The following is a 15,234-nucleotide window of genomic DNA, read 5'->3' on the forward strand; positions in this document are numbered from 1 at the left end:
CGTTGGGGCTGGCTTTAGTGATGGTGTCTTTAGGGCACGAAAGGGATTTGGGCAAAGACCCTAAAAGACCCATCGGCTAGGCGGCCGTAGTGCAGCGTTCCCTTATACATATCAACGCGCTCGCGCATACCTAAGAGGCCTCGGCGGGTACCGGGCAGGGGCGAGCTGGGCTCTGTCTGGGGCAGATTGGTGATGTCAATATCCAGGGTCTGCTTGCCCTCGCTGATGGTGACGGTGACGAGGGGCGTACCCGGGCAATGCTTGGCTACGTTGGTGAGAGCCTCTTGAACGATACGGTAAATGGTCAAATCCGCTCCCTGCGGGAGTTTCTCTTCAACCCCTGAGACCGTACTGAACTTCACCGGTATGCCCAGCTTTTGGGTTTGTTCAATGAGCTGGGGAACATTGTGCAGGGCGGGCAGGGGCTCAACGGTGGTGCCCTCGTCCGTGCGTAGCACCCCCAGTAGGGTGCGCATCTGCTGTAAGGAGGACCGCGCCGCCTCAGAAATCGTACCTAGGGCAGCTAGCTCCACGGCCTCATTGTGAGCGGACGCCCCCGCCCCACTCCCAGCCTGCTGGGCGGTCGCTGCGTAGCGGGCGCCGTCCGCCTGGGCAATGATGACGGAGAGCGAATGCGCCACGATATCGTGCATCTCCCTGGCGATGCGAGCCCGCTCGTCCAGGGCTGCGAGTGCCCGTTCCTGTTCCCGCTCATGTTCCAGCTGGCGGTTGCGCTCAATAAGTGCCCGGTGGCGGTTCTCGCGCAGCCGCCGGGAATCCCCAAAGAACCAGGCAATGGTAACGATAGCCGCACAGATAAAAGCGGCGGTCAGAGCGGTAACGTAGAACTCAAAAGCTGTGAAATCATAGACCAAAAAGGCACGAGCAAAAACAAAGCCGCCAACGAGCGAAGCAAGCAGAGCCGCAAGAAAAGTACCAATACGGACTGGGCGCGAAAAATAGCGCACTAGATGGTAGACCATCACCGGGGCTGCCCACCAGGAGCCCACCGCAGGGTACTGAGCAGGAATAGTAACCAGCAGCGATACCACCACCAGAACCAAGACCAGGACCGGACGGGAATACCGGAAGTAGAGACTGGACGTAGCAACAAGCCAAGCAACGATGTAGATCAGTGCCCAGGTGCCCTCCACCATGGAAAGACCAAAGGCAAGAGTTATCAGCAGGGTCAGTATCTGCCCCAGGGCAACAGCGATCGCATTGACCAGCTTCTTCCGGCGCTGGGTAGTAGCCAGTTCTATCTGTAGGGTATCCACCCTCCTAAGTCTAAAAGCCACACCCACCCCGATAAGGTGACGGCGGGCGTCCGCACCCTAAATTCATACCGCAGTATGAGCGCATAGCGCCACCGGCCGGGCAGTTTCGGTAGGCTTATACCCATGCAGTACATCTCAACCCGCGACGCATCCAAGACTCCCGCCCGCTTCACCGACATCCTGCTCGGTGGCCTAGCCCCCGACGGCGGTCTCTACTTACCCGAAACCTACCCTGCTCTTGACGAGGCCACCCTCACCCGCTGGCGAACCGTTCTGGCAGAAGAAGGGTACGCGGCGCTGGCAGCTGAGGTGCTGCAGCTCTTCATCGACGACATCCCTGCCGACGATATCAAGGCCATGACTGCCCGGGCTTACTCCTACCCCAAGTTTGCCTCCGAAGAAATTGTGCCTGTCACTGAACTGGAACCCGGTATTTTGATCGGCCACCTATCAGAAGGCCCCACCGCTGCCTTCAAGGACATGGCTATGCAGCTGCTGGGTGAACTCTTTGAGTACGAACTGGGCCGCCGGGGCGAGACCCTCAATATCGTGGGTGCAACCTCGGGTGACACCGGTTCATCTGCCGAGTACGCCATGCGCGGCCGCCCCGGTATCAAGGTCTTCATGCTCACCCCGGCTGGCCGCATGACCCCCTTCCAGCAGGCCCAGATGTTCGGCCTGGATGATGAAAACATCTTCAACGTTGCCCTCGACGGCGTCTTTGACGACTGCCAGGATGTGGTCAAGGCTATTTCTGCTGACGCCACCTTTAAGGCTGAGAAGCGCATTGGCGCGGTCAACTCCATCAACTGGGCCCGCCTGATGGCTCAGATCGTCTACTACGTTTCCTCCTGGATTCGCGCGACCGAAAGCAATGACCAGAAGGTGTCCTTCTGTGTGCCCACCGGTAACTTCGGTGATATCTGCGCCGGCCACATCGCCCGCCAGATGGGTCTGCCCATCGACCGCCTGATTGTGGCCACCAACGAGAACGACGTGCTGGATGAATTCTTCCGCACCGGCGACTACCGGGTGCGTTCTTCGGCTGATACCTACGAGACTTCCAGCCCTTCCATGGATATCTCCCGGGCCTCAAACTTTGAGCGCTTTGTCTTTGACTTGCTGGGCCGTGACGCCGAGCGGACCGCTGACCTCTTTGGCCTCAAGGTGCGCCAGGGCGGATTCTCCCTGACCGATGACCCGGCCTTCGCCGAAGCTGCTGAGCGCTACGGTTTTGCCTCTGGCCGTTCAACCCACGCCGACCGCATCGCCACCATCCGCGATGCCCACGAGCGCCTGGGTGTGCTGCTTGACCCCCACACCGCGGACGGCGTCAAGGTAGCCCGCGACTGGGCAGAGAAGGTTAATACCCCCATCATCTGCCTAGAAACCGCCCTGCCGGTTAAATTCGCTGAAACCATCCTCGAAGCCACCGGCGCTGAGCCTGCCATCCCAGAGCGTTTTGTCGGCATCATGGACGCCGACCGCCACGTGATTGACCTGCCCAACGACGTTGAGGCTGTCAAGGAGCTGATTGAGAAGAACGTCTAACCGTTCTCACCACCTATAGAACCACATGCCTGGTTACTCCCCAGCTGAATTCTGGGGCTGGTGACAGGGCATGTGGTTTCTTGTTACTGGGATGCTTGAACGCATGAGTTTCTCGGTAAAAGTCTTGAAAAGATAGATTCACGCGAGTAGGGTGCAACTGTAATGACACTGTAATAACAGGAGCACTCATGACTGATGCAACAATTTCCTTCCGCACCGATAGCGCCACAAAAGAAGAGGTACGAAAACTCTACAGTGACCTCGGCCTTGACCTCAGCACTGCACTGAATATGTTCCTTAAGCAGTCGCTCGTTGATAACGGTCTACCTTTTACTCCGCACCGCGAGAACCCTCTCAATGTACGAGCGCGCCAGGAAGCTGAGCAGCGGCACGGGAAAACCTTCACATCGGTTGAGGCTCTCATGGCTGATTTGACCGATGCTGACTAGAATCCACCGAACCAGCCAGTTCAAAAGAGATGCCAAAGCACTCTTTCGAAAGCACTACAAGCCCGAAAAGCTAGCCAAGGCTGTTGAAGCACTTTTAGCTGAAGATCGCGACCTGCTCTCCACTAAATACAAGGATCATGCACTCAAGGGGAACTGGAAGGGTTATCGAGAACTACACATTGAAGGGGACTGGCTGCTGATTTATAAGGTGGAACGAGACGAGCTTCTTCTCGTCCTAACCCGCACAGGTAGTCATGACACGCTCTTCTAACGTTTTGTTTTATAGTGTGGTTATGGAACAAGAAAAAGAGTTCTTTGCGGCGGTATTGCGCCTGGCCAAGCCCCACACCCCAAGCGACCGCGAACCGAATACAGCAGAACGTGAGGCAGCAATTACTGCCCTTGAAGAAGCACAGATAGAGCAGGCCTGCGACTGCGGCACCTGCCTCACCTACAACCTTCTGTACCCGGGCGAGCCCATCGACCAGGGCCTACCCCGCACCTACCTATCCGCAGGTACCCAGGACGGGGAAGCGCTCGTCCTCGCCCATCTAGCAGGCGTCAGGCTCACCACCCTAGAAGTAGCCCCCACAGGCAATAAGCCGGTAGCGTCCCTACCAGCTACCGACCACCTCACACCCTAGATCAATATATGAAACCACCAGTCAAAATATGGGCAAAGCTGCGCTCGCAGGACTAGCCTTAAACCATGACTGAAAACAGCTCCATCAACCTGGCCGTCATCCCCGGCGACGGCATCGGCCCCGAAGTAGTAGCCCAAGCCCACCGCGTCCTCACCCGCGCCGCCGAACTCGACAACATCACAGTCACCTCCACCGAATACCCCCTCGGTGCAGAACACTGGCTCGCAACCGGTCAGACCCTCACCGAAGAGACCAAAACCAAGCTTGCCCAGCACGACGCCATCCTCTTCGGCGCAGTGGGAGCCGACCCACGCTCGTCCGCCGTGCCCAGCGGCCTGATTGAACGAGAAATCCTGCTCAACCTGCGTTTCTCCTTCGACCACTACATCAACCTGCGCCCCTCCCGCCTCTTTCCCGGCGCTGTCTCACCCCTGACCAACCCCGGCGATATTGACTTTGTAGTTGTCCGTGAAGGTACCGAAGGTCCCTACGCCGGTAACGGCGGTGTGCTCCGCGCTGGAACCGACGCCGAAATCGCCACCGAAGTCTCGGTCAACACCGCCTACGGCATCGAGCGCCTGGTGCGCTACGCCTTCGAGCTGGCAGCTAGCCGCGAGAAGAAAAAGCTGACCCTGATTCACAAGACCAACGTGCTGGTCAACGCCGGTGCCCTCTACAACCGCATCTTCAACAAGGTCGCCGAAGAATACCCCCAGGTCACCACCGACTACCTGCACATCGACGCAGCCACCATCTTCTTCACCACCGATCCCGCCCGCTTTGACGTGATCGTCACCGATAACCTCTTCGGCGACATCCTTACCGACCAGGCCGGGGCTATCACCGGCGGTATCGGCTACGCAGCCTGCGGCAACATCAACGCCGATGGCACCTACCCCTCCATGTTCGAACCCGTGCACGGCTCAGCCCCCGACATCGCCGGGCAGAACAAGGCTAACCCGACCGCAACCGTCCTGGCCGCTGCCATGCTCCTGCGCCACCTGGGTCACGAGACCAGTGCCGCCCGCATCGAACAGGCAGTAGAAGCAGACCTCGCAGCCAACCCCGGCGCAACCCGCGCCACCGACGAAATAGGCGATGCAATCCTCGCCCAGCTCCACTAAAACGCCAGCACCCCACCGAAACCCGGTGGGGTCTTGCGTAAGCTAGCTAACAGAGCACAAGCCACTGGGGTACCCTAGAATACAGACCCCACGACACCGTTTGAAGGATGAGCATGTCATTCGAATTCACCATCAACCGCAACCCCAACCCCGCCAGCGATGAACGCCGCGCCGAAATTCTCGCCAACCCCGGCTTCGGCAACTTCTTCACCGACCACATGGTGCGCATCGACTGGCGCGGCACCCACACCGACGGCGGCGAATGGACCAACGCCCAGGTTCTGCCCTACGGCCCCCTGAGCCTGGACCCTGCGGCGTCCGTCTTCCACTACGGCCAGGAAATCTTCGAGGGTATCAAGGCCTACCGCCAGGCGGACGGATCCATCACCACCTTCCGCCCCGAAGAGAACGCTTCTCGACTGAACAAGTCAGCTGACCGCCTGGTGCTGCCTAACCTGCCCGAAGAACTCTTCGTTGAGGCGATTCGCCAGCTGGTGACTATCGACGCTGACTGGGTTCCCTCCGGTGAGGGCGAATCTCTCTACCTGCGCCCCTTCATGATTGCTACCGAGGCTTTCTTGGGTATTCGCCCGGCACACGAGGTTTCCTTCTTCATCATTGCGTCCCCCGCCGGTAACTACTTCGGCACCCCCAAGCCTGTCGATATCTGGCTTTCGACCACCTACGCCCGCGCTGGTGTGGGCGGCACCGGCGAGGCTAAGTGCGGCGGCAACTACGCGGCTTCTCTGGCCGCCCAGCTGGAGGGCGAGGCCCAGGGCTGCAAGCAGGTTATCTTCAAGGACCCCAACCGCGATGACGCCATTGAAGAGCTGGGCGGCATGAACGTTTTCTTCGTCTACAAGGACGGACGCATCGTCACCCCTGAGCTGACCGGCACGATTCTGCGCGGTGTGACCCGTAAGTCCATCATCAAGCTGGCTGAGGACCGCGGCCACACTGTTGAGGAACGCAAGATTACCCTGAGCGAGTGGCGCGAGGGCGTAGCTTCTGGCGAGATCACCGAGGTTTTTGCCTGCGGTACCGCTGCCGTCATTACCCCCGTGGGTAAGCTCAAGGCCGCTGACTTTGAGATCCCCTCGGCTTCTGGCGCGGACGGCGGCGAGGTCACCATGGCCCTACGCGAAGAGCTGGTAGGCATTCAGACCGGTAAGGTCGAGGACCGCCTGGGCTGGAACGTGAAGCTGGTCTAGTCTTTCTTCTGGTAGGTACCACCTAAATCAGAAAAACCCACCAACTAGGTGGGTTTTTCTGATTTAAATGGTCTTTTCTAGTTGTTCTAGGGCAAGGTCAGGACGCCCGTCAGGCCCAGTTGCGCACAGAAGGCTTCGTCGTGGCTAACCACCAGCAGGGCACCCTCATAGGAGGCTAGCGCCTGGACCAGCCAGTCCACCGAGGCCATATCGAGGTTGTTGGTGGGTTCATCGAGAATCAGCAGCTGGGGTGCCGGGCTGGCCAAGAGGACGGTTGCTAGGGCCACGCGGAATCGCTCACCGCCGGAGAGTACTCCCACGGGCAGGTGCACCCGTTCCCGGCGGAACAGCAGCCGGGCTAGGTCGTCGCGCACCTGCTGTTCGGTCAGCGTCGGGTTGGCTGCCATGACCAGCTGCAGCATACTTTGGTCCTGGGGGAGGGCCAGCCGTTGGGGCAGGTAGCCGGTGTTCGCTACCCGGTAGTCGCAGGTGTAGTGGGCAGTGTCGGCTGCCTGGACCTCACCCATAATTGCCCTCAGAAGGGTGCTCTTACCTGACCCGTTAGCTCCGGCTAGCCGCAGGCGCTCTGGGCCCTGGACAATCAGCCGCTCAGGCAGGGGAGTAGTAGCCGCCGCCCCGTCATCCGCCTGCTCCTGCTCACCCTGGTGGGGGCTGGCGTCCGCACCGGTACCCTGTCGCAGGGTTAGCTCCAGCACCCGCTTACCTGCTGGCACCCGGGTGCCGGGCAGGTCAAGATAGATGGCCTGGTCCTCGCGGATATCCCGTTCCCGGGCCTTCCGGGTTGCAGTAGCAGCGTCAAGTCTGCCCTGGTGGGTCTGCCGAACCTTAGCGGCTGACCGCTGGGCTGAGGAAGCCGCCAGCCCCATCGACATACGCGAGCCCCGCCGGTTAGCCTGGGCGGTCGCCCCAGCCCGGGCTGCGCGGGCCAGCTTGGTTTCAGCCTCGATACGCTCCCGGTTTTCCTGCCGCTCAACCTGCTTGGCCTCGCGCAGGTGGCGGGCGGCAGCGTCCTGCTCGCTGTCGATGGCCTGCCGGTAGGCGCTGTAGTTACCGGTGAAAAAGCGCAGGGCCCCCTGCCTGAGTTCCAGCACTTCATCGACCCGCTCGAGCAGGTCACGGTCGTGACTGACCACGAGCACGGGGCAAGGCAGACTGTTTAGGAGCCGGTAGAGGGTGGCGCGGGCGTCGGCGTCGAGGTTGTTGGTGGGTTCATCGAGCAGCAGGACGCCGGGGCATGAGGCAACCAATGCGGTGAGGGCTGCGGTGACGGCCTCGCCACCTGAGAGCGTGCCGACGGTGCGCCGCATGAGGGCCCGGGCGTCGGTAGCGGCTAGGGCGGGAGAGAAGCCGGACGCGGACAGGGCAGCCTGGGCTTGCTCAGCGGCATCCCAGTTATCACCGATCCGGTCGTAGAGCTCTTCGGAGTAGTCGCCGGTTTCTAGCGCGGTGAGGGCGTCGAGGACGTCGGTGATAGCGAAGAGGTCGGCAATGGTTGTCTGCGGGGTGAGCCCTAAATCCTGGGGCAGGTAGGCGACGGTACCGGGTCGGCTGATACTGCCACTCGTTGGTTCTAGCGTGCCAGCTAGAAGCTTGAGCAGGGTTGATTTGCCGGAGCCGTTATCGCCAATGAGAGCTGTAACCGGGGCACTGATAGCGCCGGTGAGGTTTTCAAAACAAGGGGTGCCGTCGGGCCAGGTCAGGCTGAGGCTGTTAAAAGAAAGGTGGGGTTCAGATACGGAAATAGGCATGAGGGTGCGATCCATTCAGCGTCAAAGAGGTGAGGTGCTGAAAACCGCGGTGAGGGGTTTCAGCGTGGTCTAGAGAGCCGCTGAAAAATCCACTGGGGAGCCTTCCGTAGGGAACAAGAACTGGTGATTACTGTAGGGGAGCAAGGTGGACGTTGTCAACGACTTCTGAAATTCAGCTAGTGCTGCTGCTTTTTGCGAATGGACCAGAAAAGTGACGGCTGTATGTATTGAGATGAAGGAATTTGAGAGAAATCTGGTCCCTACTGAAAAGCGAGTAACCTTGTGCTCAAGTCCGGTAGTCTAGAACCATGCGCATTGCCCGATTTACCGTAGACGATACCCTGCACTTTGGCCTGGTTGAAGGTGAGCCCGGGGAAGAGACCATCACCGTTCTCTCCGGCGACCCTTTCTACACCGGCATCAACCCCACCGATAAGCGATACCCTATCGCCGACGTCCGCCTGCTGGCCCCCATCATTCCCCGCTCCAAGGTCATTGGTGTGGCCCGCAACTGGCGCGACCACGCGTCCGAACTGGGCAACGAAACCCCCACCACCCCCCAGTTCTTCTTCAAGCCCAACACCAGCGTGATTGGCCCCGGCGACCCCATCGCCCTGCCCGAATGGTCAGATAACGTCTCCTTCGAAGGTGAGCTCGCCGTCGTCATCGGCCGCATCGCCAAGTCCGTACCCCTGGACCGCGTGCCCGAAGTCATCTACGGCTTCACCGTCGCCAACGACCTGACCGCCCGCGACGCCCAAAAAACCGACATCCAGTGGGCCCGCGCCAAGGGCTTCGACGGCGCCTGCCCCCTCGGCCCCTGGATCGAAACCGACCTGGACACCGACGACCTCACCATCCAAACCTGGGTTGACGGCGACCTCAAACAGGACGGCACCACCGCCGACATGGTCTTCTCCGTCGCCGAACTCGTCGCCGCCGCCAGCGAATACTTCACCCTGCTGCCCGGCGACGTGATTCTCACCGGCACCCCCGCAGGGGTAGGACGCCTGAGCGCAGGTAACGAGGTCGAGATTGAGGTTGAGGGTATCGGCTCCCTCATCAACACCGTCCGCGCCGAGTAAACTAGAACCTACGAACAGCTTTCAACTAGAAAGGGATGTGCCCGCATCCATGAGTGATTACGCTCTGAAACTCAACGACCCCAGCGAGACCCGCGTCCGCTTCTGCCCCTCACCCACCGGCACCCCGCACGTGGGTATGGTGCGAACCGCCCTCTTCAACTGGGCCTACGCCAAGCACACCGGCGGCACCATGGTCTTCCGTATCGAAGACACCGACGCCGCCCGCGACTCCGAAGAGTCCTTCAACCAGGTGCTCGAATCCCTGCAGTGGCTGGGCATCAACTGGGACGAGGGCGTCGGCATCGGCGGCCCCCATGCCCCCTACCGCCAGTCAGAGCGTATGGATATCTACGCTGACGTGGTAGAAAAGCTCAAGGCCGGCGGCTTCATCTACGAAGACTTCTCAACCCCCGAAGAGGTTGAAGAGCGCCACAAGGCTAAGGGCGAAGACCCCAAGCTGGGCTACGACAACTTCGACCGTGACCTGACCGAGGAGCAGAAGGCCGCCTACCGCGCCGAAGGCCGCACCCCCGTGCTGCGCCTGCGCATGCCCGATGAAGACATCACCTTCCACGACCTGGTGCGCGGTGACATCACCTTCAAGGCCGGTTCTGTACCCGACTTCGTGGTCGTCCGTGCCAACGGCAAGCCCCTCTACACCCTGGTCAACCCCGTCGACGACGCCCTCATGGGCATCACCCACGTGCTGCGTGGCGAGGACCTGCTGTCATCAACCCCCCGCCAGATTGCCCTCTACCGGGCCTTGGTTGAGGTTGGCGTCACCAGCTTCATCCCCGAATTCGGCCACCTGCCCTACGTCATGGGCCAGGGCAACAAGAAGCTTTCCAAGCGTGACCCCGAGTCCAGCCTCTACAACCTGCTGGATGCCGGTTTCATCAAGGAAGGCCTGCTTAACTACCTCTCCCTGCTGGGCTGGTCCCTCTCCCACGATGAAGACATCTTCACCATGGATCAGATGGTTGCTGCCTTCGACATCAAGGACGTTCTGGCTAACCCCGCCCGCTTTGACGTCAAGAAGGCAGAGGCCATCAACGGCACCCACATCCGCCTGCTTCAGGCAGAGGACTTCCGCAACCGCCTGGTTCCCTTCCTGCACAAGGCTCAGTTGGTCTCCGCTGAGAGCTTCGAGAACCTGACCGAGCGTGAGCAGGCCATTCTGACCGAGGCAGCCCCTCTGGTTCAGGAGCGCATGCAGCTTCTGGGTGAGGCTCCCGGCCTGCTGGGCTTCCTCTTCACCGCCGATGAGAACATCGAGGTTGCTGAGGACGCCGCCAAGCAGCTTAAGGAGTCAGCACCGGCAGTTCTCGATGCGGCTATCACCGCCGTTGAGGGCCTGACTGATTTCACCGCTGCCACCATCGAAGCGGCCCTGCGCGAAGCTATTGTCGATGGCCTTGAGATCAAGCCCCGCCTGGCCTTCGGCCCGGTGCGCACCGCCATGAGCGGCCAGCGCATCTCACCGCCGCTCTTCGAGTCCATGGAGATTCTGGGCAAGGATTCCTCTCTTGCCCGCCTGAAGAAGCTCCGCGCTTCGCTGGCCTAAAAAATTTCGAGGTTTAGCTCACGCACCGCCCCGTGACCCCGCGTAGTGGGGGAGCGGGGTGGTGTTTTTTATAAGACCTAGGAAGATGGAAAAGTGGGGAAGTAGGACGCCCGTAGCAGCTTTTTCAGGAATTTTTACAAAAATTTTGGGGCCAAAAACCGCTAGAAATAAGGGCAAACACGGGGTGAACTACTTGAATGTGAGCCAGATCTATAGATTTCGAGTTGCACGCCCTCAAAAGCTCGTATAGAGTTATTACTCGTTGCGGCGATGAATTCCGAAAGGAAAACAAGCCGGAGCAAATAATAATGGGATATGGTGTAATTGGCAACACTACGGTTTCTGGTACCGTCATTCTAGGTTCGAGTCCTGGTATCCCAGCGAACATCTTGTTTCAAGATGTTGCGGCCCCATCGTATAGCGGCCTAGTACTCCGCCCTCTCACGGCGGCAACACCGGTTCAAATCCGGTTGGGGTCACAGGCTAAAATCCCTCGCTTCGTTCGAAGCGGGGGATTTTTCGTGTGTCTGAATGCAACATGTTGCGATGGCCGCCAAATGTGGCAGCACCATCGCCACATATGGCGGTAGGCGCCACATGTGCCCCGTGCGCCTGTGTTCTTAGAAATGGCACAGATTACACCCTTCCAGCTTGCGTACAGGCAAACGGTGTGTGTATAGTTTTATCTGTTGCCGGAAACGGCAGCAGCTCGAAAGAGTTTCGGCCCCATCGTATAGCGGCCTAGTACTCCGCCCTCTCACGGCGGCAACACCGGTTCAAATCCGGTTGGGGTCACAGGCAAAAGCTCCACATCCACTAGGATGTAGAGCTTTTCTTTTGCCCACAGCGTCATTGACTGCCAAGCCCCGCGTGCTTCGCTAAACATGCGAGAATAGGGTACGTGCACAACGAATCAATCACTCCCGCTCTCACCGCAGTTCGCGATGCCCGCAATACCCTCGCTGCGGCGTCCTTCCCCCTGGTCACCGGCTCAGCCGACGCAGCGCGCAAGGAGGCGCGTACCGCCGTCACCCAGCTCGATGACTACATCCTGCCTAAGCTGGCTACCCTCGATGCCCCGCTGACCGTCGTGGTGGGTGGCTCTACCGGCGCCGGCAAGTCCACCCTGGTGAACACCCTGATGGGGGAGCCCGTCACCCGCTCCGGCGCGATCCGACCCACCACCCGCCAGCCCGTCCTTCTGCACCGCCCTGAAGATGCGGACGCCTTCACCCCCGAGCGCATGTTGCCCCACCTGGTGCGAGTGCCGGTAGCCCCCGGCGAAGCCCTGCCCGGCGCTAACCCCCACAAAGGCCAGGACGAGCTGGTCACCGTACCAGTTGATTCCCTGCCCGCCGGGATCGCCCTGATTGACGCCCCCGACTTTGATTCGGTCTCAGACGAGAACCGCCGCCTGGCCCAGCAGCTCTTGCGCGCTGCCGACCTCTGGCTGTTTGTCACCACCGCTAACCGCTACGCCGACGCCGTGCCCTGGGAGATTCTGCGCCAGGCCGCTGCCCGCGATATCACCATCGCCGTGGTGCTCAACCGTGTACCCGAGGGCGCCGAGGATGAAATTGAAGCCGACCTCACCCGCATGCTGACCGAAGCGGGCATCACTCCCGCCCTGATTCACTCTGTGACCGAGCAGGAACGCGACGAACGCGGCCTGCTGCCTTCCGTCGCCCTCACCCCCCTGATTTTCTGGCTGCGCTCCCTGGGTGCTGACGTGGATGCCCGCTCCGATATCGCCCGCCGCACCCTAGAAGGCGCGGTGCGGGCGGTAGGGCAGCAGGCAGCTATTCTCGCCCAGGCTGCCGGTGAACAGCAGGACGCCGAAGCCCGCCTGCGTGCGGACGTCACCTCAGCCTTTGAGCGAGCCCTGGCCAACCTGAACGAGGCCACCCAGGACGGGCAGATGCTCCGTGGCGAGGTGCTGACCCGCTGGCAGGACTTTGTGGGTACCGGTGAATTCTTCCGCCAGGTAGAAACCACTATCGGCAAGGTGCGCGACCGCGTCGCCGGCTTCTTCAGAGGCACCCCGCCTACCCGCGCCGTAGAGGTGGAACAGGCCCTTGAAGTTGGCCTCCACTCGGTCATTATGGAAGAGGCTGCTGCCGCTGCCGAAACCGCCCAGCGCCGCTGGCTCGAAGACCGAGCCGGGCGCGCCCTTCTGGCCGGGGACGACCTGGCAGCCCTGGGCGAGAACTTCTCCGAAGAGGTCGCCGAGTCAATCCGAGCCTGGCAGCAGGACGTCATGGACATCATCGCTGCCGAAGGCGCCGGTAAACGCCAGCGGGCCCGTTTCATGTCGCTGGGCGTAAACGTCACCGCCGTGATTCTGATGGTGGCGGTCTTCTCCATGACCGGCGGCCTCACCGGCCTAGAAGTGGGTATCGCCGGCGGCTCGGGCGTAGTGGGCCAGAAACTGCTCGAAGCAATTTTTGGTGAGGACGCCGTCCGCCGCATGGCAGCCGGTGCCCGCACCCGCCTCGAAGAGCGTATGCGAGAGCTCCTTGTCAGCCAGCAGGAACGCTTTACCCAGCGCCTGGATGAGGCAAGCGGCAGCAGCGATCCCGAAACCCCCTCAGCTGCCGATCTGACCGAAGCGGCCCAGATCCTGGCCCGCGCGGGGGAGCAGCTGGCGTCCGCCTCCACCGCAACTACCCCCGCACCCACTGCCGAGACCAAGTAAGCGAGAGTACCCACCGTGACCACCACAGATACAGCTTTCGCCACCACCGCCCTGGCCACCCGCCTGGATGCCCTCACCGAGGCGCTTGACCTGGGCGAAGGACGAGTAGCCCCCGAAACCCTCGAAGCCGCCCGCGCAACCCTGGGCCGGGCAGCAGCCCGCCGGGAGCTCTCCGCCGAACACACCGTCATCGGTTTCTTCGGGGCCACCGGCTCGGGCAAGTCCACCCTCTTCAACGCGGTAGTCGGTAAAGACATCGCCAAGAGCGCAGCCCGCCGCCCCACCACCTCCACTGCCCAGGCTGCCATCTGGGGTAAGGAAGGGGCAGAACCCCTGCTGGACTGGCTGGGCGTAACCAACCGTACCTACATGGACGAAGACCCCGCCCAAGCTGCAGAAGCCCTCAACCGCGCCGACGTACCGGTCACCGTGGGCATGTGGAACAAGATTCGCCGCTCAGTAGGAGCCGGCAAGACCGAACAGGCCAGCGGCGGGCTCATCCTGCTCGACCTACCCGACTTCGACTCGGTAGAAGCCTCAAACCGGGCCATCGTTGAAAAAATGGCCGAGTGCGTGGACGTGCTGGTCTGGGTCATGGACCCGCAAAAGTATGCCGACGCCGTAATTCACCAGGACTTCATCCAGCCCCTGGCCGCCCACGGGGCAGTAACCCTGGCCGTGCTCAACCAGGTGGATAGGCTCGATGAAGCCGAGGTCCCGGCAGTACTTGACTCCCTCAAGCTCCTGCTGGCCCAGGACGGGCTGAGCTCCACCCTGCTTGCTGACCCCCTGGGCGTCTCAGCCCGCACCGGCTACCAGATACCCCGCCTCCGAGAGATCCTCGGGCAGGTGGCCGTCGCCAAGAGCGCCGCGGTTGCCCGTCTCGAAGCCGATTTGGCGGGCGTCCGCTCAGACCTTGCTGCCCAGGACGGCGGGGGAGAGCCCGCCGGCATCACCGCCGCAGCAACCACCCGGCTCGAGGACGACTTCTACACTGCCTCGGGTGCAGAAGCCCTGGTCAAAGCCGCAGCGGACTCCTACAAGCTGCACGCGGCCTCGTCCACCGGCTGGATTGCAACCCGCTGGCTACTCAAAATCAAACGCGACCCCCTCAAACGCCTGGGCCTGCACAAGGACCACGACGGAGCGCCTATCTCTAAGTCCTCCCTGCCACCGCTAGGAGCTCCCCAGAAAGCGGCCCTCTCAACCTCCCTGCGCACCTTCGCCACGAGCGTCTCAGACGGTGTGGAAGAGCCCTGGAGCCACTCCATCAGGGCAGCAGCCAGAACCTTCGAGGGCCAGCTCCCCGGCGAAATCGAGCGGGCCGCAGCCACCGTGCACTACGACGCCCAGAAGAAGCGCTGGTGGTGGCACCTGCTCAATGCCCTGCAGTGGGTCGGGCTGGCAACGGCTCTTGTGGGCCTGCTCTGGCTCACCGGCCTGGCAATGGCAGGCTACTTCCAGATTGTGCTGCCCGACCCGCCCACCATCGAGGGCTTCCCCCTGCCCGTGCCCACCCTGCTCGTAGCCACCGGCATTTTACTGGGCATACTCACCGCGGCCCTGGGCCGAGGGCTAGCAGCAGTGGGGCACCGCATCTACGCCAAGAACATCCGCCGCCAGCTCGAAACAAACCTGGCAGATGTGGCAGCCCGCTGCGTCACCGCCCCCGTGCAGGACGAACTAGCCCGCCTCCAGGGCTACCGCCAGGCCCTGCACGAGGCCCGATAAAACAAAAACTCCCCGCCCACCGAAACTGGTGAGCGGGGAGTTTCTGTATTTCAGCATTTTAGTAAGGGGCTTATTCAAAAGTCAGGGGTGAAGCAGGCTCGCAGCGAAGCTGTTGGCTCGATGGAGTGAGCGGG

12 protein-coding genes and 3 tRNA genes are annotated in these 15,234 nt (G+C 61.3%); 13 read left to right on the forward strand and 2 right to left on the reverse strand.

All coding sequences use genetic code 11. The features are described 5' to 3' along the window. Window positions 1–29: 29 nt before the first annotated feature. Entirely contained in the window at window positions 30–1,277 is a 1,248-nt protein-coding gene (locus ACFP6B_RS07470) for a sensor histidine kinase (RefSeq protein ID WP_377128834.1), read from the reverse strand. 123 nt (window positions 1,278–1,400) lie between these two features. On the opposite strand from ACFP6B_RS07470, the gene thrC reads away from it, so the two are divergent. The 6 genes from thrC to ACFP6B_RS07500 all read left to right on the forward strand — a co-directional run bounded on the left by thrC (window position 1,401) and on the right by ACFP6B_RS07500 (window position 6,256). After that, a complete protein-coding gene (gene thrC / locus ACFP6B_RS07475; protein ID WP_377128837.1) occupies window positions 1,401–2,828 on the forward strand; it encodes a threonine synthase in 1,428 nt (475 codons plus the stop codon). A 188-nt stretch (window positions 2,829–3,016) separates the two neighbouring features. After that, window positions 3,017–3,277, forward strand: coding sequence for a type II toxin-antitoxin system RelB/DinJ family antitoxin (locus ACFP6B_RS07480; RefSeq protein WP_237204488.1), 261 nt, complete (start codon window positions 3,017–3,019; stop codon window positions 3,275–3,277). After that, window positions 3,267–3,548 (forward strand): type II toxin-antitoxin system RelE/ParE family toxin, encoded by a 282-nt coding sequence (locus ACFP6B_RS07485; protein ID WP_377128841.1) that lies wholly within the window; start codon window positions 3,267–3,269, stop codon window positions 3,546–3,548. Before ACFP6B_RS07480 ends, ACFP6B_RS07485 begins: the two co-directional genes overlap by 11 nt. A gap of 22 nt (window positions 3,549–3,570) precedes the next feature. Further along, the gene (locus ACFP6B_RS07490) at window positions 3,571–3,921 is read left to right on the forward strand and encodes a hypothetical protein (protein ID WP_377128844.1); all 351 of its coding nucleotides are present in this window, start codon (window positions 3,571–3,573) and stop codon (window positions 3,919–3,921) included. Window positions 3,922–3,986: 65 nt separating this feature from the next. Continuing rightward, window positions 3,987–5,045, forward strand: coding sequence for a 3-isopropylmalate dehydrogenase (locus ACFP6B_RS07495; RefSeq protein WP_377128847.1), 1,059 nt, complete (start codon window positions 3,987–3,989; stop codon window positions 5,043–5,045). A gap of 113 nt (window positions 5,046–5,158) precedes the next feature. Further along, window positions 5,159–6,256, forward strand: coding sequence for a branched-chain amino acid aminotransferase (locus ACFP6B_RS07500; protein WP_377128850.1), 1,098 nt, complete (start codon window positions 5,159–5,161; stop codon window positions 6,254–6,256). Window positions 6,257–6,342: 86 nt separating this feature from the next. Here the strand turns inward: ACFP6B_RS07500 and ACFP6B_RS07505 are convergent, their stop codons facing one another. Beyond that, window positions 6,343–8,025, reverse strand: coding sequence for an ABC-F family ATP-binding cassette domain-containing protein (locus ACFP6B_RS07505; protein WP_377128853.1), 1,683 nt, complete (start codon window positions 8,023–8,025; stop codon window positions 6,343–6,345). A gap of 308 nt (window positions 8,026–8,333) precedes the next feature. Here ACFP6B_RS07505 and ACFP6B_RS07510 point away from each other — a divergent pair, with 308 nt between their 5' ends. The 7 genes from ACFP6B_RS07510 to ACFP6B_RS07540 all read left to right on the forward strand — a co-directional run bounded on the left by ACFP6B_RS07510 (window position 8,334) and on the right by ACFP6B_RS07540 (window position 15,100). Beyond that, window positions 8,334–9,110 (forward strand): fumarylacetoacetate hydrolase family protein, encoded by a 777-nt coding sequence (locus ACFP6B_RS07510; RefSeq protein WP_237185915.1) that lies wholly within the window; start codon window positions 8,334–8,336, stop codon window positions 9,108–9,110. A 49-nt stretch (window positions 9,111–9,159) separates the two neighbouring features. Beyond that, window positions 9,160–10,674 (forward strand): glutamate--tRNA ligase, encoded by a 1,515-nt coding sequence (gltX, locus tag ACFP6B_RS07515; protein WP_377128856.1) that lies wholly within the window; start codon window positions 9,160–9,162, stop codon window positions 10,672–10,674. A 309-nt stretch (window positions 10,675–10,983) separates the two neighbouring features. Next, window positions 10,984–11,055, forward strand: a tRNA-Gln gene (locus ACFP6B_RS07520). Window positions 11,056–11,080: 25 nt separating this feature from the next. Next, a tRNA-Glu gene (locus tag ACFP6B_RS07525) sits at window positions 11,081–11,153 on the forward strand. Window positions 11,154–11,396: 243 nt separating this feature from the next. Further along, window positions 11,397–11,469: transfer RNA gene (locus ACFP6B_RS07530), tRNA-Glu, on the forward strand. A gap of 106 nt (window positions 11,470–11,575) precedes the next feature. Beyond that, window positions 11,576–13,369 (forward strand): dynamin family protein, encoded by a 1,794-nt coding sequence (locus ACFP6B_RS07535; RefSeq protein ID WP_377128859.1) that lies wholly within the window; start codon window positions 11,576–11,578, stop codon window positions 13,367–13,369. A 15-nt stretch (window positions 13,370–13,384) separates the two neighbouring features. Beyond that, on the forward strand, window positions 13,385–15,100 hold the full coding sequence (locus ACFP6B_RS07540; RefSeq protein ID WP_377128862.1) for a dynamin family protein: 1,716 nt from the start codon (window positions 13,385–13,387) through the stop codon (window positions 15,098–15,100). Window positions 15,101–15,234 lie beyond the last annotated feature (134 nt).

The organism is Rothia nasimurium (assembly GCF_042660305.1).
In the GTDB taxonomy this organism is placed as follows: Bacteria; Actinomycetota; Actinomycetes; order Actinomycetales; family Micrococcaceae; genus Rothia; species Rothia nasimurium.